Below are 20891 nucleotides of genomic sequence, written 5' to 3' on the forward strand. Positions count from 1 at the left end.
CCAGCTAAATATCCGTTTAGATTCAAACAGTAATGCTTATCCGAACGGCATTGCCCATTGTGGGAGCCTTTTTGTTTTCTATGACTTCTTTCAGGAGGAGACATGTTTGTGGATTCACTATTGGGGCGCGAGGGAAGGCGCTTAACAGCGTTCTACTTATAGAAACCTAGCGGTAGGTCATGAAAGCGATAACCGCTCCTGCCACCACAAGACAGCCTCCAATGCGGCGCAGTTGCGTGTCTGGTTGCTCGCTCAGTTGCGCGACCATGTTTCTCCAGCCATTGGGTGCAATCAAGGGGCCGAGCCCTTCCACAATAAGTACGAGCCCAATAGCGAGCCAAATTGATTGAGACATGGTTCTGCCTTTTGTCTGTAAAAAGCAATGATATTAGTATCTTTACACATCTGCCCCCAGTTATGGCTGGTTTATTTTTGTACAGCGTTAACGTTTATGAACAAAAAGTGACTGCAAGAAGTGTGATTCAGTGCTAGAATCCATTTTTAATTAGCAACAGAAATTGGAAAGATGGGAAATAACGTAGTCGTTCTAGGCACCCAATGGGGTGATGAAGGTAAAGGTAAAATCGTTGACCTTTTAACTGAAGATGCAAAATACGTGGTTCGCTACCAAGGCGGTCACAATGCAGGTCACACACTTGTAATTGACGGTGAAAAAACCGTTCTTCACTTAATTCCATCAGGCATCCTACGTAATAACGTTAAATGTGTTATTGGTAACGGTGTAGTATTATCGCCTGACGCACTTCTAAAAGAAATGAAGCCTCTTGAAGATCGCGGTATTCCAGTACGTGAACGTCTTTTCATCTCTGAAGCTTGTCCTCTAATTCTTCCGTACCACATTGCAATCGACAACGCGCGTGAAATCGCTCGTGGCGCTAAAGCTATCGGTACAACGGGTCGTGGTATCGGTCCTGCTTATGAAGATAAAGTTGCTCGTCGCGGTCTACGCGTTGGTGACCTTTTCGATAAAGAAGCATTTGCTGAGAAGCTAAAAGAAGTGATGGAATTCCACAACTTCCAACTAGAGCACTTCTACAAAGCTGAAACAGTAAGCTACGAAGAAGTTCTTGAGCAAGCGATGAGCTACGCAGATATGTTAACTGCGATGGTTATCGACGTAACTGACGAACTAGACGCAGCACGTAAGCGCGGCGACAAGATCATGTTCGAAGGTGCTCAAGGTACGCTACTAGATATCGACCACGGTACTTACCCATACGTAACGTCTTCTAACACGACTGCTGGTGGTGTTGCTGCAGGTTCTGGTTTCGGTCCTCGTCACATCGGTTACATCCTTGGTATTACTAAGGCTTACTGTACTCGTGTTGGTTCAGGTCCATTCCCTACTGAGCTATACGATGGCCTTGAGAAGCAAGACCCAGTTGGTAAACACCTAGGCGATGTTGGTCACGAGTTTGGCGCAACAACTGGTCGTCTACGTCGTACTGGTTGGTTCGATGCTGTTGCTATGCGTCGTGCAATCCAAATCAACTCTCTATCTGGTATGTGTCTAACTAAACTAGACGTTCTAGATGGCCTAGAAGAACTAAAAATCTGTACTGGTTACAAGATGAAAGATGGTTCTATCCTAGAAGTTTCTCCAATGGCTGCTGAGTCATTCGAAGAAACGACGCCAATCTACGAAACAATGCCTGGTTGGTCTGAAAACACATTTGGTGCTAAATCTATCGACGCGCTTCCACAAGCTGCTCTAGATTACATCAAGCGTATCGAAGACCTAACTGGCGTTCCAATTGATATCGTATCAACTGGCCCAGATCGTAACGAAACTATCATCAAGGTTCACCCATACGGCGCATAATGCCTGCTGAGTGATTACCAGGCACGAACAGTGCTTTGATAATAAAATAGTTTTCTAAAAGCCGACTTTATTAAGTCGGCTTTTTAATACCTGCAATTTAGCCGTTCACTCTTTGATGGTGATCTTTTAAGCGTCATCAGGCAAAATATTGCCCATTAGCGGCAAGTTTTGTCTAAAGCCGCCGGGGTTATTGCCGATACAGATATCATGGAAAGTGAAGTTCACCCTGTTTTGTGCGTGTAGAAATCCTCTGCATTCCTCAATAGATAACTTTAGCGACAGATAATAGAGTGCAGGTATGAAGCTACGAATTGTGGCAGCTTCATTAATAATGGCGCTGAGCTCACCCTTGAGTCATGCTAATTTGGCTGATGTGGGAGAGCCCGTTCCAATATATACAGAAGCTGAACTGATTAATTTAATCGAAAATAATCAACATCTAGAGCGAGTGAAAGCTGATAAGTGCCAGTTAGTTGAAGATATCGTTGCTCGTGCAACGCGTATTAGCTTGCCTTCTTATGAGTTTTTATACGGTGATATGTTGGCTTGGGGTGTGTGTGTTCCACAAGATGTAGAGCTTGGCCTTTACTATATGGAAAACGCGGCACATCAAGGTTTACCCGCTGCATTAGAGCAGTTAGGTCGTTATTACTCTCGTGGTACTTTGGTACAACAAGATCAAGAGCGTGCGATTCCGTATCTACGTGAAGCAGCCTCGATGGGTAACTTAAGTGCGAGCATTCACTTAGCGGAACTCTTGTTACGTGACTACGGTAGCCCATTGGATTATGAAGATGCTTACCGTTGGTTGTATAATTCGGTAACCGCAGATCAAAGACAACACAGACGTATCACTGTGCTTCGTAGCGGTCTGGAACAGAGAATGCCAGACAATATTATTGCTCGAGCAAAACGTCGAGACGTATTCTGGTAATACCGAACAAAAAACCTGTAATGCTCCCTGCACTCATTGTTACAGGAAACAAGACTTAAAAAGCCCCGCCTAATTTAGTTAGTGCGGGGCTTTTTACGTTTAGGAGGTCATGCTATTCGATTGCGAGTTTATTGAACCACCTCACCAGACTCAATCACCGTTTCACGAACAACCTTGGTGAAATCGAGTGCTTCTTGACGAATCTTATCTTCGTCTACCGTTAGCATGTCGCGATCTTGCATGATGATCTTGCCATCAACGATGGAGTGACGAACATTGCCTGAGTTAGCTGAGTACACCAGTGCTGAGTATGGGTTGTAGACTGGAACCATGTTTGGCGCCTTAGTATCGATCACTATGATGTCAGCCAGTTTGCCTGCTTCAAGAGAGCCGAGCTTATCTTCCATGTGCAGCGCTTTTGCTGCACCCATTGTCGCCATGTCGATCACTTTGATCGGCGGCATCGCAGCACGATCTTTGTTAACTAGCTTGTGAACTTTAGCGACTTGGTTGAACTCATCAATGGTGCTCAGTGTGTTACCAGACATTGGGCCATCAGTACCTAAACCGATACGCACGTTCTCGTCATACATCTTAAGGGCAGGTGATACACCTTTTGCTGACTTGATGTTAGCACTCATGTTATGAGCTACACCCATATCCGATTTCTTCACCAGTTCGATATCATGTTCGTCAACGAGGATCATGTGTGCACCCACCAAGTTCTTGTTGAGTGCGCCAATGCTGTCCATGTATTGAACCGGGGACAATCCATCAGAACGCTCTGCGATTTTCTCTTCTTCACGGTGTGATTCTGCAAGGTGAATCATTACTGGAACATCTAACTCTAGGGAGAGCTTAGATATTTTCTGCAGGATCTCTGTGGTGTTGGTGTAAGGCGCATGCGGTGCAAACGCTGGTGTGATTCGCGGGTGATCTTTGTATTCTTCAATGAAGTTCAACGCGTACTTAATGCCTTCTTCGGCGTTGGCCGCATCGGCTACAGGGAACTTAATCACCGTTTCACCTAGGATGGCACGCATACCGATCTTATCGACGGTTTTTGCGACTTCATCTTCGAAGTAGTACATGTCGGCGTAAGTTGTCACACCGCCTTTCACCATTTCACCATTTCAACGTTACCTAGGTTGGCACCAATGCGTACCATGTCTCGCGATACTAGCTTCTTCTCTAGCGGGAAGATGTAGCGGTGTAGGCGATCTGGCACATCATCGGCCAACGAACGAAAAACTGTCATTGATACATGAGTATGAGTATTGATGAGACCCGGCATAACGATATCGCCATCAACGTCTAACACTTGCTTAGCTTGGTACTGCTTTTCTAGTGAAGCATCTCCAACCGCAATGATTTTGTTGTCTTTGACCACAACAGTACCGCTTTCATAAACCGTTTTGTCTTGGTTCATGGTTAGAACCATCGCATCGGTAATCATCAGGTCAGCCTTTTCCATTGCCGAACTTGCGAATGGGAACAGCGCTAGGCTCGCCATAGCTGAAGCCAATAAAGTGCGTTTTAGTTTCATATCATACCCAGAACAGGAGTTGGTAAAGTGCGTGGATAATAGTGTATTTCATTCATGGCGCAAACGTTTGTTTTATCGTTTGCTTGAAATTTTGATGATAATCCACGTCTATGAAGCGATGTTTCACAAAGTGAAGATATGTATCAATCTGAGGTTATTTGAGTGTTTTCTAAAGCATATCTGTAGCTTACCCCTAGCATCAGATATACTAGGGGTATATACCTTCCTTGCTTAAGCAGGCCCGCCTATGTCAAAAAACACACCAACGTCAGAAAATACGACAGCGACAACCACTGTTGATCCTTTTGCCGACCGAGAGTCGAAAAATTACGATAACCCAGTACCAAGCCGAGAGTTCATTATTTCGTTTTTAACAGACGCGAATATTCCGATGAACCGCAACGATCTATTCGAAGCTTTGGGTCTTGCTGGAGAGGAACAATATGAAGGGCTGCGTCGTCGTTTACGTGCAATGGAGCGTGATGGACAGCTTATCTTTACTCGTCGTCAGTGCTACGCATTGCCTGAGAAGATGGAACTGATCAAAGGCTATGTGATTGGTCATAAAGACGGTCATGGTTGGGTTCGCCCAGACGGCAGTGTGGGTAAAGACAATGATATCGTGCTGCCGCATCATCAGATGAAAACCATCATGCACGGTGATTACGTATTGGTTCAGCCTACTGACAACAGTAAGCGTGGCCGTCGTGAAGGTCGCTTGGTTCGTGTGCTTGAAGAGCGTAAAACGCCACTTGTTGGTCGCTTCTTCCTAGAGTACGGCCATTCTTACGTTGTTGCTGATGATTCGCGTATTAGTCACGACATCCAGATCCCTACTGAGCATAAAGGCGGTGCTCGAATGGGTAATGTGGTTGTGATTGAAATTACGGATCGCGGTGGTCGTTCTCGTAACATGATGGGGAAAGTAACCGAAGTTCTTGGTGAAAACATGGCGCCGGGTATGGAAACGCAGATTGCGATCCGTACTCACCAGATCCCACAAGAGTGGCCTGAAGCGGTAGATAAGCAAATCGAAAACCTAGGTGAGCATGTTCCTGAAGAAGCAAAAGAAGGACGTGTAGACCTGCGTAAACTGCCATTGGTTACCATTGATGGTGAAGATGCGCGTGACTTCGATGATGCGGTTTACTGTGAAGCGAAGAAAGGCGGCGGCTGGCGTCTATGGGTAGCGATTGCTGACGTAAGTTACTACGTTCGCCCAGATACAGCGCTAGACAAAGAAGCGATTAACCGTGGTAACTCGGTATACTTCCCGTCACAAGTCGTGCCAATGCTGCCAGAAGTGCTTTCAAATGGTTTGTGTTCATTGAACCCTCAGGTAGACCGTTTATGTATGGTGTGTGAGATGACTATCTCAGACAAAGGTAAACTGTCAGGCTACAAGCACTACGAAGCGGTAATGAATTCTCATGCTCGTCTTACTTATAACAAAGTAGGCGCGATCTTAGATGGCAATGAAGAATTACGTGAGCGTTACGAACCTGAAGTACCACATCTTGAAGAGCTTCATAAGATGTATAAGGTGCTTAAGAAAACGCGTGACGAACGTGGTGCGATTGAATTTGAAACGGTAGAAACTAAGTTTATCTTCAATGCGGATCGTAAGATTGACCGTATTGAGCCAGTAATTCGTAACGATGCACACAAGATCATCGAAGAATGTATGATTCTTGCGAATATCGCATCGGCATCTTACGTAGAAAAAGCGAAAGAGCCTGCGCTGTACCGTGTTCACGAAACTCCGGGCGAAGAGCGCTTAATGGGCTTCAAGAGCTTTTTAAGTGAATTAGGTTTAACGCTGGAAGGTGGTCTGTCGCCATCACCAGTAGACTATGCACAACTGATGCAACAGATTAATGAACGTGAAGATCGTGAATTAATCCAAACTATGCTGCTACGCTCAATGAAGCAAGCGGTATACAACGCGGATAACGCGGGTCACTTTGGTTTAGCTCTTAAACGCTATGCTCACTTTACCTCGCCAATTCGTCGTTACCCAGATTTGCTATTGCACCGTGCGATTAAGTACCTTATTGCGAAAGAAGAAGGTCGTAACAGCGAACGTTGGACGCCAACTGGTGGTTACCACTACACTTTCGATGATATGGACTTCTACGGCGAGCAGTGTTCAATGACTGAACGTCGTGCTGATGACGCAACGCGTGAAGTAAACGATTGGTTGAAGTGTGAATACATGCAAGACCATGTCGGTGAGGTGATGGATGGTGTGATTGCCAACGTGACTGGTTTTGGCTTCTTTGTTCGTCTAACTGAACTGCACATTGATGGCTTGGTACACATCTCAGCGCTAGCGAATGATTACTACCAATTTGATGCTGTTGGTCAGCGTCTAGTGGGTGAAAGCTCAGGTAATATCTACCGCTTGGGTGATTCGGTTAAAGTGAAGGTTTCTGCGGTTAATTTAGAAACTCGCCAAATCGACTTTGACTTAGAAGACACTGATCGTCAGCCGCGTGGCAAAGGCAAAACAGCCAAGAAGCGTGCAGCAGAAGCGATGAAAAAGGCGAAAAGCAAGAAGCGCTCAGCAGTTAAGAGCAATAAGCCGGGTGTATCAGCGAAGCCTATGGTTGAGCCAACTAAGCGACCTGACGGAAGCAGCGAAGGCCCTGCTAAGAAGAAAAAGCCAGCGAATAAAACCGGTGCTGCTAAAGCTCGCGCAAAGAAAAAGCGTGCTGCAACCCGTAAGCCAAAGGCTGATAAGTCTTAAAACTGATAAATCTTAAGGCTAATAGGGCGCTGTGCTAATCAGGTTTAGCGCCTAACTGATTTAATTTAATGCGAGAGTATCAGGCACAAGACGCATACTCTCGAAATGAACAACACAGAGGTGGACACATCGGCATTGATGTCATTCATCTCTGAGCAATAAGAGTAAGTTGAGACAATGAGTAACGAATTTATTTACGGTATTCACGCGGTGAAAGCCGTACTAGAAAAAGATCCTGCACGTTTTATCGAAGCGTATGTATTGAAAGGTCGCCAAGACGAGCGTCTTCTTCCATTACTGAACCAACTGCAACAGTTTGGTGTGTCGATTCAACAGATGGGTCGTAAGCCGTTGGATGAAAAAGCACAAGGTGCGAATCACCAAGGTCTTATTGCTAAGGTGAAGCCTGCTAAGCAGCTTAATGAAACTCACCTAGACGATATCCTAGCGCAGCACGAACAGCCTTTGCTGTTAGTTCTAGACGGCGTAACAGACCCTCATAACCTAGGCGCTTGTCTACGTAACGCGGATGCCGCAGGTGTCGCTGCTGTTATCGTACCTAAAGATCGCTCTTCGCCGTTAACAGCAACGGTAAGCAAGGTTGCGTGTGGCGCAGCTGAAACGGTTCCTCTCGTGCGCGTAACCAACATAGCTCGCACAATGCGTGCACTGCAAGAGCAGGGCGTATGGTTTGTGGGTACGGCAGGTGAAGCAACGCATGATATCTATCAAGCGAAGCTAACGGGTCCTCTTGCGGTAGTTATGGGTGCAGAAGGTGACGGTATGCGTCGTTTAACTCGTGAAACTTGCGATGATCTGATTAAGATTCCAATGGCAGGTAGCGTATCGAGCTTAAATGTTTCTGTGGCGTCGGGTATTTGCCTGTTCGAAGCGGTAAGACAGCGTTTAGCTCAGTAATGCGTTAGCGCTGCTTTAAGTCTATGAATTTATTAGCGCTCACCACTTGCTGGTGGGCGTTTCTTTTTAGGCTGTTATAGCAAAATCCATCGGTTTGTCGGATGGCTAGATGGCGACAGAAAAACTGTTTCATTATTCACCAAATAGCGCTTGCCAATACCGGGTTCTTTCTATAACATTTGCCGTCCTTAAAACTCGGTCATTTATCTTTAGTTCCTTGCTTCCTCTGGACGACCGGGCCACTCGTGGAAGCTAATAATCCGTAAGGAGCAACCAAATGCGTCATTACGAAATCGTATTCATGGTTCACCCTGATCAAAGCGAGCAAGTTGCTGGCATGATCGAGCGTTACACTGGTTCTATCACTGAAGCTGGCGGTACTATCCACCGTCTAGAAGACTGGGGTCGTCGTCAAATGGCTTACCCAATCAACAAGCTTCACAAAGCTCACTACGTTCTTATGAACGTTGAAGCTGGTCAAGAAGTGATTGACGAGCTAGAAACTGCTTTCCGTTTCAACGATGCAGTTCTACGTAACATGATCATGCGCACTAAAGGCGCTGTGACTGAGCAATCTATTATGCTTAAGCAAAAAGCAGAGCGTGCTCCTCGTCGCGAAGAGCGTACAGAAGCTAAACCAGAAGCAGCTGCTGAGTAATTTTTTTTTGGCTTAACGCCTTAAAAAATTCTCAACTTGTTTTAGGTCATTGATAGTTATTTCGATAATTGTGAAAGACCGCTTTACTAAATTTAAGATCAGGAGATAGCCCATGGCTCGTTTCTTCCGTCGTCGTAAATTCTGCCGTTTCACTGCAGAAGGCGTACAAGAGATTGACTACAAAGACGTAGCAACTCTTAAAAACTACATCACTGAAGCTGGTAAAATCGTACCTAGCCGTATCACTGGTACAAGCGCTAAGTACCAGCGTCAACTAGCTCGCGCTATCAAGCGTTCTCGTTACCTAGCTCTACTACCGTACACTGACAAGCATCAGTAATCGGTAATAGTTAATAATAGTTTAAGAGGACTAAGATAATGCAAGTTATTCTACTTGATAAGATCGGTAACCTAGGTGGCCTTGGCGACCAAGTAAACGTTAAATCTGGTTACGCTCGTAACTTCCTTATCCCACAGGGTAAAGCAGTTATGGCAACTAAAGACAACGTTGCTATGTTCGAAACTCGTCGTGCTGAACTAGAAGCTAAAGTTGCTGAGCAACTAGCTGCTGCTGAAGCTCGTGCAGAGAGCGTTAACACTCTAGAAGGCGTTACAATCGCTTCTAAAGCTGGTGACGAAGGTAAACTATTCGGTTCTATCGGTACTCGTGACATCGCTGACGCTATTACAGCGGCAGGTGTTGCAGTAGCTAAGAGCGAAGTACGCCTACCTGAAGGCGCTCTACGTAACATCGGCGAATTCGAAGTAAGCATCCAACTTCACTCTGAAGTTTTTGCTACTGCGAAAATCGCTATCGTTGCAGCTGAGTAATTTCAGTACCAAGACGAATTCTTTCTTTTGAAAGTTTTAAACACCAGCTTCGGCTGGTGTTTTTTTATGTCTGGAATATAGGAAAGTACAAGGAAGGGCTACAGTAGGTAAAAAGCTTACGGTGATCCATAAGCTGTTATTGCTGAACAAGTTGTTCTCAAGGTTAGAGGTGGCCTAAGATTAGAACTGGAAGAGCAAGTTGATCGATAGAACAGAGTCTTCTTTGCTTAAGCCTTCAGGCACTTTATCGTGGTACTGTCGAGAGTGAGCGATCTTCAGTGCGATATTGTCAGTAATATCGTTGATGGCTTCGAGTTCAGTATCAAACTTTAGGTTACTGTGACCAGATACAAGCGTCACGTCTGCCTTGAGTTGCAAGTTCTTCAATACCTGCCAAGACGTATTCACGTTGCCACGAAAAATCGCTTCTTCAACAATCTCAGGGAAGATGATGTCATCATCGTCGATCTCATCGAGGTTTGGCTCTTGGTAACGAAAACCTGGGCCCACTTCGACTTCCAATACAAACTCTTCGGTATTCGAAAACTGGTAACCCAGACCACTCGAAATTGTGTAGTCCTTAAAGTAAGCACTGTATCTCGAGTCGACTCCTTTGAAACTGCCGTAAAGGTAGGTTTTAGGGCTTAACTTGTAGTCACTCTGAGCTGAGTAAGTCGATTGCCTTTTATCTTCTTCGCCATCTTTGTAGAGGTTGTAGTATTTCCATTCACCACTGGTTCTATGACGGCCAGCCGTGTACTCACCGTTCAGGCGTGCGTTAAGCGCTCGTGAATCAAAGTTACCAGTATGCGACTGATATCCAAATTCGACTTCCGTTTTTAGCGGGCTCGGTAGTTCTGTATCACTTGTATCACTCGGTGCGATATCCATATCTTTTTCTTCAGGTGTCGGTGCAACGACGATCGGCTCAGAAGTAGGTTCTGAAACTACTATAGAGTCGAGGATTGCATCAACAGAGTCTTTAGCATCATCAGCTAAGGCCATCGGAGCGCTCAGGAGACCAGTGCTTAGAAGACCAGTGCTCAGAGCCAATAATTTGGACACGCATACCTCTAGTTATACAGTGAGTGAATGGCAGGATCGTAATGCTACCCTTGGTTAATTCCGTCAGCAATAGGTAAATTCTTCCTGAAGAATAAAACAAACTCATAGGATCGGATTACAAACGGATGTTCTTGGGTATAATGAACGATCATTATTAGTTATTGAGTGTAGTCATAGTGGATACCAAAAGTCAGAAATCAGCCAACGATCAGGTGGACGCCATCAAGGTCCCGCCACATTCATTAGAAGCTGAGCAATCTGTTATTGGCGGTTTGTTATTAGATAACGAACGCTGGGATACAGTTGCCGAAAAGGTTGTGGCCAAAGACTTTTATAGCCGTCCTCACCGTCTGATCTTTGAAGCGGTAAAGGATATCCTTGAAGAAAGTTCTCCTCTGGATCTTATTACACTCTCTGAACATTTAGAGCTGCGTGAGCAACTTGAAGAAGTGGGGGGCTTTGCTTACCTTGCTGACTTAGCGAAAAACACACCAAGTGCCGCAAACATCAATGCGTATGCGGATATCGTAGCGCAACGTGCACTTGTTCGTAGCCTGATTGGTGTCGCGAATGAGATTGCTGATTCTGGTTATGACCCTCAAGGTCGTACTTCGGAAGAGCTGGTTGATCTTGCTGAAAGTAAAGTCTTCGCGATTGCCGAAGGCCGTGCAAGTGAAAACGAAGGTCCACAAAACGTTGATAGCATTCTAGAGAAGACGCTAGAACGTATCGAGATCCTATACAAAACGCCGCAAGATGGTGTGACAGGTGTCGATACTGGCTTCAACGACCTCAACAAGAAAACAGCAGGTCTACAAGGCTCTGACTTAATTATTGTTGCTGCTCGTCCATCGATGGGTAAAACCACATTTGCGATGAACTTGTGTGAAAACGCGGCGATGAAGCAAGACAAACCGGTTTTAATCTTCTCGCTAGAGATGCCAGCCGAACAGCTGATGATGCGTATGCTTGCGTCACTTTCTCGCGTAGACCAAACCAAGATTCGTACTGGTCAGCTAGATGATGAAGATTGGGCTCGTATCTCGTCGAGTATGGGTATTCTGATGGATAAGAAGAATATGTATATCGATGACAGCTCGGGTCTAACGCCAACAGAAGTGCGTTCTCGTGCTCGACGTATCGCTCGTGAACACGATGGTATCTCTATGATCATGATAGATTACCTTCAATTAATGCGTGTACCTTCGTTATCTGATAACCGTACTCTTGAAATCGCCGAGATTTCTCGCTCATTGAAAGCGTTAGCAAAAGAGCTCAACGTTCCGGTTGTGGCACTTTCTCAGCTTAACCGTTCCCTAGAGCAACGTGCTGATAAGCGCCCAGTAAACTCGGATTTGCGTGAATCAGGTTCGATTGAGCAAGATGCCGATTTGATCATGTTCATCTATCGTGATGAGGTTTATAACCCAGATAGTTCCTTGAAAGGCATTGCTGAGATCATCCTTGGTAAGCAACGTAACGGTCCGATCGGTTCTGTTCGTCTTACGTTCCAAGGCCAACACTCCCGATTTGATAACTATGCAGGCCCTGCATTTGATGATGAGTAATCGCTAATGACTTACATGAAAGCGGCGACGGCGAGCATTGACTTAAACGCGCTCGAACATAACCTGAACCAGATAAAGTCGAAGGCTCCTCAGTGCAAGGTCATGTCTGTTGTGAAAGCCAATGGCTACGGACACGGCTTACTGCATATAGCCAAGCATTCAAAAAGCTCTGATGCTTTTGGTGTGGCGCGTATTGAAGAAGCGTTACAACTTCGTGCTGGTGGCATTGTTAAACCTATTTTGTTGCTGGAAGGATTTTACTCTTCGGGCGATTTGCCAATCTTGGTGACCAATAACATTCAAACGGTGGTGCATTGTGAAGAGCAATTAAGCGCGCTAGAGAATGCGGATTTGGAAACACCCGTTGTGGTATGGCTAAAAGTCGACAGTGGTATGCACCGATTAGGTGTTCGCCCTGAGCAATACCAAAACTTTGTTGAGCGTTTGCATCAATGTGCGAATGTTGCCAAACCTCTACGTTACATGAGCCACTTCGGTTGTGCTGATGAACTGGATAGAGCAACCACCGTTGAACAGACAGAGCTTTTCTTGTCGCTTACTGAAGGTTGTGAAGGGGAGCGTTCACTTGCTGCCTCTGCGGGTTTACTCGCTTGGCCAGACAGCCACCTTGATTGGGTTCGTCCGGGAATCATATCTTACGGTGTCTCTCCGTTTGTTGATAAATCAGCGCAAGAGCTTGGATTTTTGCCTGTGATGACCCTGACCTCACACCTAATTGCCGTTCGCGATGTGAAAGCCGGTGAAAGTGTGGGTTATGGCGGAAACTGGACCAGTGAACGTGATACCAAGGTTGGTGTTATCGCGATTGGTTACGGTGATGGTTATCCTCGTACTGCACCTAACGGTACTCCAGTGTTCGTTAACGGTCGAAAAGTACCGATCGCAGGACGTGTATCAATGGACATGCTAACGGTTGATCTAGGCCCTGATGCGGCAGATAAAGTCGGCGATGAAGCGACTCTGTGGGGTAAAGATTTACCTTCAGAAGAAGTGGCTGAACATATCGGCACTATCGCTTACGAGTTAGTCACTAAGCTGACTTCGCGTGTTGCGATGGAATATGTGAAGTAATCATGGATCTTGATAAGTAAATTATGTTCAAGCGAACGACTCGAAACTGGCTAATGTCTGCAATGACATTACTCGGTGTCAGCTTTTCTTCTTCCGCTGCGAGTGAAGAAAAAGATTCAGCCTTTGTTCCTTTCTACTTCAGCACCGAAACCATGGGTAACACCTTTGGGGTTGCGGGTGTCGCAAAGGGTGTTTGGCAACCTCAAGCCGCTCTGTTTGGTATGGCACTCTATTCAGACAAAGACAGTTACGTCGGTTTTCTATCGGCTTTTAACTATGCCTTGTCTGAGAACGTATTGTTTAGCACTCAGATGTATCAAGCGCGCTTCAACGACAACCCGTATTACATTGGTTCTCAAGGCGATAATGATTCATCTATCGATGACAAAACCATTGCTGATGGCTTAGAGCAAAACTATCAGTTTGAGTTTAAGTATTTGCTACCTTGGGGCAACGTTGCAGAACACGGTTTACTCGGTGCTTTTCAGCCAATCAAAGATGTGAGCTTTGCTTCGCCAATCGAATCGGGTGTCAGTTCGATTCTATTTACGCCTTTTTATACTGCTCGTGAGTTGGAAGGTTTAAATAATACCGAGGAGGCAACAGGCTTTAGTTTGGCGTTTGATTGGGATAACCGTGATAGCACACGCAACCCGACCAGAGGTTCTCACACTAACCTTGAGTTCACCACTGGCGCAGAGAGTTGGTCTAACGATGACTTGTGGCTTAAGTGGACCTTCCAAAATAGCCAGTACTTTGCTTTAGGTCCTTTAGGGGACTTATTCGATCAACAAGTTTTAGCATTTGATTTCTATACCGCTGACACGCCAACGTGGGATAACTGCTCTGGGCAAGATTGTGCTCGCCCACCAGAAACGGAGCAAGCTCGATTGGGTGGCTTGTATCGTTTACGAGGTTATACCGGAGGTCGTTATCACGGTCGCTCTGCAGTTCATTATTCTGCTGAGTACCGAGTACTTCCTGACTGGCAACCACTTGGCGATATCCCACTGATAAACTACTACGATTTGCCTTGGTGGCAATGGGTAGCGTTTGCTGAATTAGGGCGCGTTGCCGATGAGTACGACATCAAAACACTGCACTCGGACATGAAATGGAGCTTAGGTGGCGCGGTGCGTTTCCAAGTGGAAGGCATTGTTGTACGTGCTGAGTTGGCGCGAGGTGGTGACGAAGGGGCCTTTAGGGTTATGATAAACCAGCCCTTCTAAACCTTTCGGCCTACAGTAGGCCAAATACTATTTTTATAAGAGTGGTCGTGGAAACACACCACTCTTTTTTATTAACAAGATATTGTTTTTATTAAGGAGATCTTGTTTTCAAGCAGTCTACTCACCTTGCATCGTAGCAATCACAGTTCGGCTTCCACCACAATCTCGGTGCTCTCCTAAGTAAATACCCTGCCATGTTCCTAAAGCTAAACGACCATTGCTAATTGGTATTGTCACACTGGTGCCAAGTGTCGATGCTTTAATGTGGGCAGGCATGTCATCATCACCTTCATAGGTGTGTCTGTAGTAGGGCGCTCGCTCTGGGACAAACTTATTGAAGTGCGATTCCATATCGTTACGGACGGTAGGATCTGCGTTCTCATTTAATGTGAGGCTGGCAGAGGTATGTTGGATAAAAAGATGTAATAAACCAACAGATAGAGAATTGATATCGTGTATCTGTTGTTCAATTTCATCAGTAATGAGATGAAATCCACGCTTTCGTGCATTTAGGTGTATAGTCTTCTGAATCCACATACGCCATCCTTTATAATGTATTTGGAAAAAAAGTGGTTTAACGCTATCTTTTGAACTTGAATTTATCAGGTATCGCTCACATTTAATTATGTTAGAGCTAGAGTCTGTACCGATTCTTCTGTCAGGAAATCTAATCCTGATTTATCTCAAGGTACAGCTCTTCATATGCGGCATAATACGTCGTGAAAAAAAATTACAAAGAATCTTTCAGTGGTGACGCGGTTTGGTCATCACAGAAAAATATAAACTTTCGCCTAATCGGGGGTTCTATTCATCACCCAGGTGACGTTTAGAATAAAACCTACAGTAACATCGGGATAGATACCATGTTGAAAAATATCAACCCAACGCAAACACAAGCGTGGAAAGCTCTAACGGCACATTTTGAGTCTGCTCAAGATATGGATATGAAAGAGCTGTTTGCTCAAGATGCAAAGCGTTTCGAGAGCTTTTCTACTCGTTTCGGTTCTGACATCTTAGTGGATTACTCTAAGAACCTTATCGATGCTGAAACTATGCAGCACCTATTTGCTCTTGCGAACGAGACTGAAGTTAAGTCTGCAATCGAAGCAATGTTCGGTGGTGATGCAATCAACAAGACTGAAGGTCGTTCAGTACTTCACACTGCTCTACGTAACCGTAGCGACAAGCCAGTAATGGTTGACGGCAAAGACGTAATGCCAGCAGTTAACGCTGTACTAGCAAAAATGGAACTGTTCACACACCGCATCGTTTCTGGTGAGTGGAAAGGTTACACCGGTAAAGAGATCACTGATGTTGTCAACATCGGTATCGGCGGTTCAGACCTTGGTCCATACATGGTGACTGAAGCACTAACGCCATACAAAACGCGTCTAAACATGCACTTTGTTTCGAACGTAGATGGTACTCACATTGTTGAGACACTTAAGCCTCTGAATCCAGAAACAACGCTATTCTTAGTGGCATCTAAAACATTTACCACTCAAGAAACAATGACGAACGCGCACTCTGCACGTGATTGGTTCTTGGCTGAAGCAGGTGACAACGCGCACGTTGCTAAACACTTCGCTGCACTATCAACTAACGCAACTGCGGTCGCTGAGTTTGGTATTGATACTGACAACATGTTCGAATTCTGGGACTGGGTTGGTGGTCGTTACTCACTATGGTCTGCAATCGGTCTTTCTATCTCACTATCTGTTGGCTTCGATAACTTCGTTGAGCTACTAGAAGGTGCTCACGAGATGGATAACCACTTTGCTTCAACTGAGTTTGAAAGCAACATTCCAGTAATCCTTGCGCTTATCGGTATTTGGTATAACAACTTCCACGGCGCTGAGTCAGAAGCAATTCTACCTTACGATCAATATATGCACCGTTTTGCGGCTTACTTCCAACAAGGCAACATGGAATCGAATGGTAAGTTTGTAGACCGTGACGGCAATCCAGTAGAATACCAAACTGGTCCTATCATCTGGGGTGAACCAGGTACAAACGGTCAGCATGCTTTCTACCAACTGATTCACCAAGGCACTAAGCTGATCCCATCAGACTTCATTGCTCCTGCAATCAGTCACAACCCAGCATCTGATCACCACCAGAAGCTAATGTCTAACTTCTTTGCTCAAACTGAAGCGCTTGCTTTCGGTAAGACAAAAGAGACAGTGGAAGCTGAATTCCTAGCGGCTGGCAAAACAGCTGAAGAAGTGGCTGAGCTTGTACCTTTCAAAGTATTTGAAGGTAACCGTCCAACGAACTCTATTCTTGTTAAGCAAATCAACCCTCGCTCTTTAGGTAACCTAATCGCGATGTACGAGCACAAGATCTTCGTTCAAGGCGTTATCTGGAACATCTTCAGCTTCGACCAGTGGGGTGTAGAACTTGGTAAGCAACTAGCAAACCAAATTCTTCCTGAGCTTGCTGACGATGCTCAAGTAACGTCTCACGACAGCTCAACGAACGGTCTAATCAACGCATTTAAAGCGCTGAAAGCTTAAGACTGTTTAAGTAACACCAAGTAATAACTGTAAACGCCAGCCTTTCGGTTGGCGTTTTTTATGTCCGTTGATTTTACGGCAATAAAAAAGGCTGACGTATGTACGTCAGCCTTTCGTTTTATATTTACTCGATTGTCTCTATTCGAAACAGATCTCGATGAAAGCATTACCCCATTGAGATGAGAAAGGCATGATGATGATTGCCCCATCACACTTGTGACGAATCGTATGACCTTTACCGGAAACCACGATTGGTGTTGCCATATCGAAGTCAAAACCGCTTTCCGCAAGAATACGTTTCGCACCGCCAGTCACCATGTTAGTGATTTCACCCACCATATCGGTCACTTCTTCGTTGAGGCCGTTTGGTCGTTCACCAAGCATGTTTTCCATGATTTCGAGAGCGAGACCTTCATCAAAGGTGATCGACATAGAGCCACGAGATTGTGTACCCACCATACCAATTAGGCCGGATACATCACCACGAGCGATTTCATCTTTCTTAACTCTCGGTTTTTGTGGCTTCAATTCTAGAGAAGCCATCGTTTTTAATACGTTCATCAAAGAAGCTAAAAACGGGTTTACAAATTCAGCGCGCATAATGTTCTTCTATAATCTTATTCTTTCATCTCGGAGGAGCAAGATTGGCAAATGCCATGCGATTCAATGACATGATTCGTCAATTGAAAGCCATGCTTCTCAGCGTTACTGGCGAGTAGGGTGACAAGCGCATCGTCCTGCAGTTCTATCACAGTGCCACATTTATCGCAGATCAGTAGTTGGGAGAAATGTTTGTTGGCATTGCAAGAGCAGCAGCATATGAAGCTATTGGTTGACTCAACTCTGTGAATGAAACCTTGCTCCAACAAGAAATCCAAAGCGCGATATACTGTAGGTGGCTTGGCTTGCGGTTCACTGACTTTCAACTGCTCTAATAATTCATAAGCACTGGAGGCTTTTTTATTAGAGAGGATGAGCTCAAACACTCGCTTTCTTTGAGGTGTTAATCTAACGCCTCGCGATGCGCATATCCCTTCAACTTGCTCTATTAATGTGTGGTCCAAATTTTTCACCATTCAATCGGACATCCCTAATCAAACCTTATTTCTAGGTTACTACGTTTTGGGAGCCAATGATTTCTATTAAAGTCAGGTACAGAGCGTATTGTGACCCACGACTTTGAATAAGACAAGGTAACTCAAAATGACAGTGTGACTCAAGGCATAACTGATTAGTGAGGCTGAATTAGAGGTTTGGTGAATAGGTTTAAATAAAAAATGTGAGGTAAAGTTGATATGACATCTTCATTTGAGTTCAATTTAGCTCAATTAATTTTTCTTACAATAATGTGCTGTTTTAAATCACATTTCTTATCGCATATTGTTCCTTATTCGCTAAAATCGATGCCTAATATAGACTAGAAGAAGACTATTGACCCCTCCTGTCAACATGAGCTTGTCATGGTGTATTGGAGTTTTAGTCTTTAATTTCAAATGCTTGGAGTTAAGCTGTGGAGCAAGTAAACAAAGAATCATTTCTGAAACTGTTGTCCATCTATAATCAAAGAGAAAAACGTTATCAACAACGTTTGGATGACTTTAAGGCCATGAGGGATAAGCTTGAAGAAGTGGAAGAACCAAGAGTTAAAAAAAATGAGCTATACATCAAACTGGCTATAGCCGCAGCTATTATTTTAGTCATCGCCTTTATCTTTATTTAAGTCGTCAAATTGGAAGGGAATAAAATGAAAAAGCATTTTGACGCTTTGGCTAAAGCTTCATTAGAAAGTAGTCATCTTAACCTTGGTGAATGGTATGAAAGCTATGGTTTAGCACTGCACTTATTCAAGTCTGATAGCAAAATTTACACAAAGGCGATGAAAAAGCGAGACGGTCATAAAAAGCACATTGCAAAATATATTGAACCTAAGTTACTCACCACGGAAGGAGTAACTGAGGAGTTTAAAAAAATAATGCGTTGGAAGACCTTTGTTGAACGATGGGACGCATATTACGAACCTATTGCAAAGCCTCAAGATCGCGTGCATCACTTGTCTGCAGTATTGGAGGCTTTGTCCGATGAAGATGTTCCACGAGCTTTAATCGAAATCGATAATTTGCCGGTTGACTACTTGATCAACGATACTTTTTGGGGCGAGGTCATTCTCTTTATCGTTGCCGCAAGATCAGGAGATCAAGAGCAGGCCCGATTAATAACGCAAGAACTGTACAACATGGCGCAGAGCGATCACAACACAGCGTTACTTAGCCATTTGTTACCAGCTTTATGTAAGAAATATTTAGATGAAGAGTATTATCCATGGCAAATGAAGGCTCGTGTAGTGAACTGGAATGGAGAAACTTATCATTGTGTTCCGGTATTAATACACAACTTTGATGCTTTTGGTGGTCAAGAGTACATAAACCATACTCCTGTCAGACAACGTGCTCGCGTTGAAAGAAAACATAGCGTGGATTACGTGTATTCTACAGACCGTTATGGAAACCGAGGTCAAAGCATCGCGAGTGCGACTGCTAATGTTGGAATCGCCGTAGCGAGTGCGACAGGTAAAGTTATCGGCCATACTTTGCTTTTGGGCGCCGCAGGGGCGATATATCTAGCGTTAGCCGGTAAGATTCGAGTAAATCACTACAATAATTCCAATCATAAGATAGTCTTAAATCGTAAGACCGAGATGCCTGTCAATTCGTGTGGTTATATCGTGACTAAACAGAACAGTACTATTGAACCATGGCAGGATGAAGAGGGGAGCGAAAGCATAGACAATAGCTTTTCGTTTTTGAACTTCACAGATGGTTTGGCTTATCCATGTCGAAAGGGGTATGACATGCCAGATGAACAAGGGCTTATTCAATTATTATTTGATGAAATAATGTAATCATGATTTGTATTTATGAGTTTTTGAGCCTTTGCTTTCAATCAAATTAAACCATTAAATACGTCCACTCCAACAACATATCAACAATCGAAATCAATGGTTGGAGTCATCATATATTAGCACTTTGCGGTCTCCGTGCTTGGAGGCCGACTTTGTCGTGCTCAGCGTGTGAAACCCAGTTATGTCACATATAAGCTACCAACGGATAAGGATCTCATGTTTTCACCACCTTCACGTGTAACCACGCTTTCAAGAGGGCTGCTTGTCACTACTATTGCTCTTATTCAGGGATGTTCATCTACAGATAAAGTAACACCACCACAACCAACCTTGGAGCGAGGGCTTGGATTACCTGCAGATGCAAAACTAATCTCGAATCATAACTCAGCAGAGGGGCGAGAAATGTTTCGTGATATGCAGTTGGCGTTAAAATCGCGCAATCTTTATCAAACCATGGGAGGGGATATCTCTTACATCAAAGGACAGTGCCCTATTGATGTTATCGCCCACCGTGGCAGCTCTAATTATGCTGAAAACTCTCGTAATGCGATTCAAATGGCGGCGGTAAGTGGTTTTGATGGAGCAGAAATTGATGTGATGCTGACGCGTGATAAAGATTGGGTTGTACATCACGACATAGAAACAGGAAGAGCAACCGCTCGTAGTGATGGTAAGCGATATCGCGTGAGTCGTATGAAGAGTAGTGAGTGGAACTCTCTGAGTGGAAGGAGCCCTGACGGAACATTAGATGGGTATCGTCCCGCTTATTTCAATGAAGCCGTGAATGATTGGTACCATTACGCAACGATTGAACAACCCCTTAATATTGAAATAAAAACATCAGATGGCTCCATGGAAGATTTGTTTAAACTCGACGAAATGGCCAGACAAAGTCTCCCCTATAGAAACTATTTTTATTCATCAATGGATATGGACGTTCTGAAAAAAATGCGGGAAATCAATTCAAGTGTTTATCTTGGGTATGTATCAGGGCGGGATCGCACTTTGTTAACAAATATGATCTAATAGTGCTAAATCCACAA

Annotated in this window: 19 protein-coding genes and 1 pseudogene; 14 read left to right on the plus strand and 6 right to left on the minus strand. The window is 44.5% G+C overall.

The genetic code is table 11. The features are described 5' to 3' along the window. Positions 1 to 166: 166 nt before the first annotated feature. On the minus strand, positions 167 to 355 hold the full coding sequence (locus ACED46_RS18690) for a DUF2065 domain-containing protein (protein ID WP_010434105.1): 189 nt from the start codon (positions 353 to 355) through the stop codon (positions 167 to 169). Between the two features lie 171 nt (positions 356 to 526). Between ACED46_RS18690 and ACED46_RS18695 the strand changes: the two genes are divergently transcribed. Continuing rightward, positions 527 to 1843 carry an adenylosuccinate synthase gene (locus tag ACED46_RS18695; RefSeq protein WP_371722142.1) on the plus strand — a complete coding sequence of 439 codons (1317 nt, stop codon included), beginning with the start codon at positions 527 to 529 and terminating at the stop codon, positions 1841 to 1843. A gap of 298 nt (positions 1844 to 2141) precedes the next feature. After that, complete coding sequence (locus ACED46_RS18700) at positions 2142 to 2777, plus strand: tetratricopeptide repeat protein (protein WP_017063177.1); 636 nt, start codon at positions 2142 to 2144, stop codon at positions 2775 to 2777. 128 nt (positions 2778 to 2905) lie between these two features. Here ACED46_RS18700 and ACED46_RS18705 read toward each other — a convergent pair. Then, a pseudogene (locus tag ACED46_RS18705) lies at positions 2906 to 4323 on the minus strand (amidohydrolase). Positions 4324 to 4570: 247 nt separating this feature from the next. Here ACED46_RS18705 and rnr point away from each other — a divergent pair. The 5 genes from rnr to rplI all read left to right on the plus strand — a co-directional run bounded on the left by rnr (position 4571) and on the right by rplI (position 9479). After that, positions 4571 to 7072, plus strand: coding sequence for a ribonuclease R (gene rnr / locus ACED46_RS18710; RefSeq protein WP_017059933.1), 2502 nt, complete (start codon positions 4571 to 4573; stop codon positions 7070 to 7072). Between the two features lie 177 nt (positions 7073 to 7249). Beyond that, complete coding sequence (gene rlmB, locus ACED46_RS18715) at positions 7250 to 7990, plus strand: 23S rRNA (guanosine(2251)-2'-O)-methyltransferase RlmB (protein WP_371722143.1); 741 nt, start codon at positions 7250 to 7252, stop codon at positions 7988 to 7990. 277 nt (positions 7991 to 8267) lie between these two features. Further along, positions 8268 to 8648: a 30S ribosomal protein S6 gene (rpsF, locus tag ACED46_RS18720; protein ID WP_371722144.1), complete on the plus strand. Its 381-nt coding sequence runs from the start codon at positions 8268 to 8270 to the stop codon at positions 8646 to 8648. Positions 8649 to 8760: 112 nt separating this feature from the next. Continuing rightward, positions 8761 to 8988 (plus strand): 30S ribosomal protein S18, encoded by a 228-nt coding sequence (gene rpsR, locus ACED46_RS18725; protein ID WP_000090472.1) that lies wholly within the window; start codon positions 8761 to 8763, stop codon positions 8986 to 8988. Between the two features lie 38 nt (positions 8989 to 9026). Then, positions 9027 to 9479, plus strand: a complete 453-nt coding sequence (gene rplI, locus ACED46_RS18730; protein ID WP_010434182.1) for a 50S ribosomal protein L9 — start codon at positions 9027 to 9029, stop codon at positions 9477 to 9479. Between the two features lie 180 nt (positions 9480 to 9659). On the opposite strand, the gene ACED46_RS18735 is transcribed toward rplI, so the two are convergent. Further along, complete coding sequence (locus tag ACED46_RS18735; RefSeq protein WP_371722145.1) at positions 9660 to 10544, minus strand: DUF481 domain-containing protein; 885 nt, start codon at positions 10542 to 10544, stop codon at positions 9660 to 9662. A 176-nt stretch (positions 10545 to 10720) separates the two neighbouring features. Between ACED46_RS18735 and ACED46_RS18740 the strand changes: the two genes are divergently transcribed. The 3 genes from ACED46_RS18740 to ACED46_RS18750 are packed head-to-tail and all read left to right on the plus strand — an operon-like array spanning position 10721 to position 14433. After that, entirely contained in the window at positions 10721 to 12112 is a 1392-nt protein-coding gene (locus tag ACED46_RS18740) for a replicative DNA helicase (protein WP_016767560.1), read from the plus strand. A 6-nt stretch (positions 12113 to 12118) separates the two neighbouring features. Further along, positions 12119 to 13204, plus strand: coding sequence for an alanine racemase (gene alr, locus ACED46_RS18745; RefSeq protein ID WP_017065624.1), 1086 nt, complete (start codon positions 12119 to 12121; stop codon positions 13202 to 13204). Between the two features lie 23 nt (positions 13205 to 13227). Further along, positions 13228 to 14433: a BamA/TamA family outer membrane protein gene (locus ACED46_RS18750; RefSeq protein WP_371722146.1), complete on the plus strand. Its 1206-nt coding sequence runs from the start codon at positions 13228 to 13230 to the stop codon at positions 14431 to 14433. Positions 14434 to 14550: 117 nt separating this feature from the next. Here the strand turns inward: ACED46_RS18750 and ACED46_RS18755 are convergent, their stop codons facing one another. Continuing rightward, positions 14551 to 14970: a secondary thiamine-phosphate synthase enzyme YjbQ gene (locus ACED46_RS18755; protein ID WP_065677852.1), complete on the minus strand. Its 420-nt coding sequence runs from the start codon at positions 14968 to 14970 to the stop codon at positions 14551 to 14553. A gap of 326 nt (positions 14971 to 15296) precedes the next feature. On the opposite strand from ACED46_RS18755, the gene pgi reads away from it, so the two are divergent. Beyond that, entirely contained in the window at positions 15297 to 16949 is a 1653-nt protein-coding gene (gene pgi, locus ACED46_RS18760) for a glucose-6-phosphate isomerase (RefSeq protein ID WP_017071572.1), read from the plus strand. 138 nt (positions 16950 to 17087) lie between these two features. On the opposite strand, the gene ACED46_RS18765 is transcribed toward pgi, so the two are convergent. Beyond that, on the minus strand, positions 17088 to 17549 hold the full coding sequence (locus ACED46_RS18765) for a chemotaxis protein CheX (RefSeq protein WP_017059940.1): 462 nt from the start codon (positions 17547 to 17549) through the stop codon (positions 17088 to 17090). Positions 17550 to 17566: 17 nt separating this feature from the next. Next, positions 17567 to 18025: a zinc uptake transcriptional repressor Zur gene (gene zur, locus ACED46_RS18770; protein WP_017059941.1), complete on the minus strand. Its 459-nt coding sequence runs from the start codon at positions 18023 to 18025 to the stop codon at positions 17567 to 17569. Between the two features lie 434 nt (positions 18026 to 18459). On the opposite strand from zur, the gene ACED46_RS18775 reads away from it, so the two are divergent. The 3 genes from ACED46_RS18775 to ACED46_RS18785 all read left to right on the plus strand — a co-directional run bounded on the left by ACED46_RS18775 (position 18460) and on the right by ACED46_RS18785 (position 20874). Further along, positions 18460 to 18669 carry a hypothetical protein gene (locus ACED46_RS18775; protein WP_017059942.1) on the plus strand — a complete coding sequence of 70 codons (210 nt, stop codon included), beginning with the start codon at positions 18460 to 18462 and terminating at the stop codon, positions 18667 to 18669. 24 nt (positions 18670 to 18693) lie between these two features. Next, on the plus strand, positions 18694 to 19848 hold the full coding sequence (locus ACED46_RS18780; protein WP_371722147.1) for a hypothetical protein: 1155 nt from the start codon (positions 18694 to 18696) through the stop codon (positions 19846 to 19848). 216 nt (positions 19849 to 20064) lie between these two features. Continuing rightward, on the plus strand, positions 20065 to 20874 hold the full coding sequence (locus ACED46_RS18785) for a glycerophosphodiester phosphodiesterase (RefSeq protein ID WP_371722149.1): 810 nt from the start codon (positions 20065 to 20067) through the stop codon (positions 20872 to 20874). Positions 20875 to 20891: the final 17 nt, after the last annotated feature.

This window comes from Vibrio sp. 1S139, from assembly GCF_041439475.1.
Taxonomy (GTDB): Bacteria; Pseudomonadota; Gammaproteobacteria; order Enterobacterales; family Vibrionaceae; genus Vibrio; species Vibrio crassostreae_C.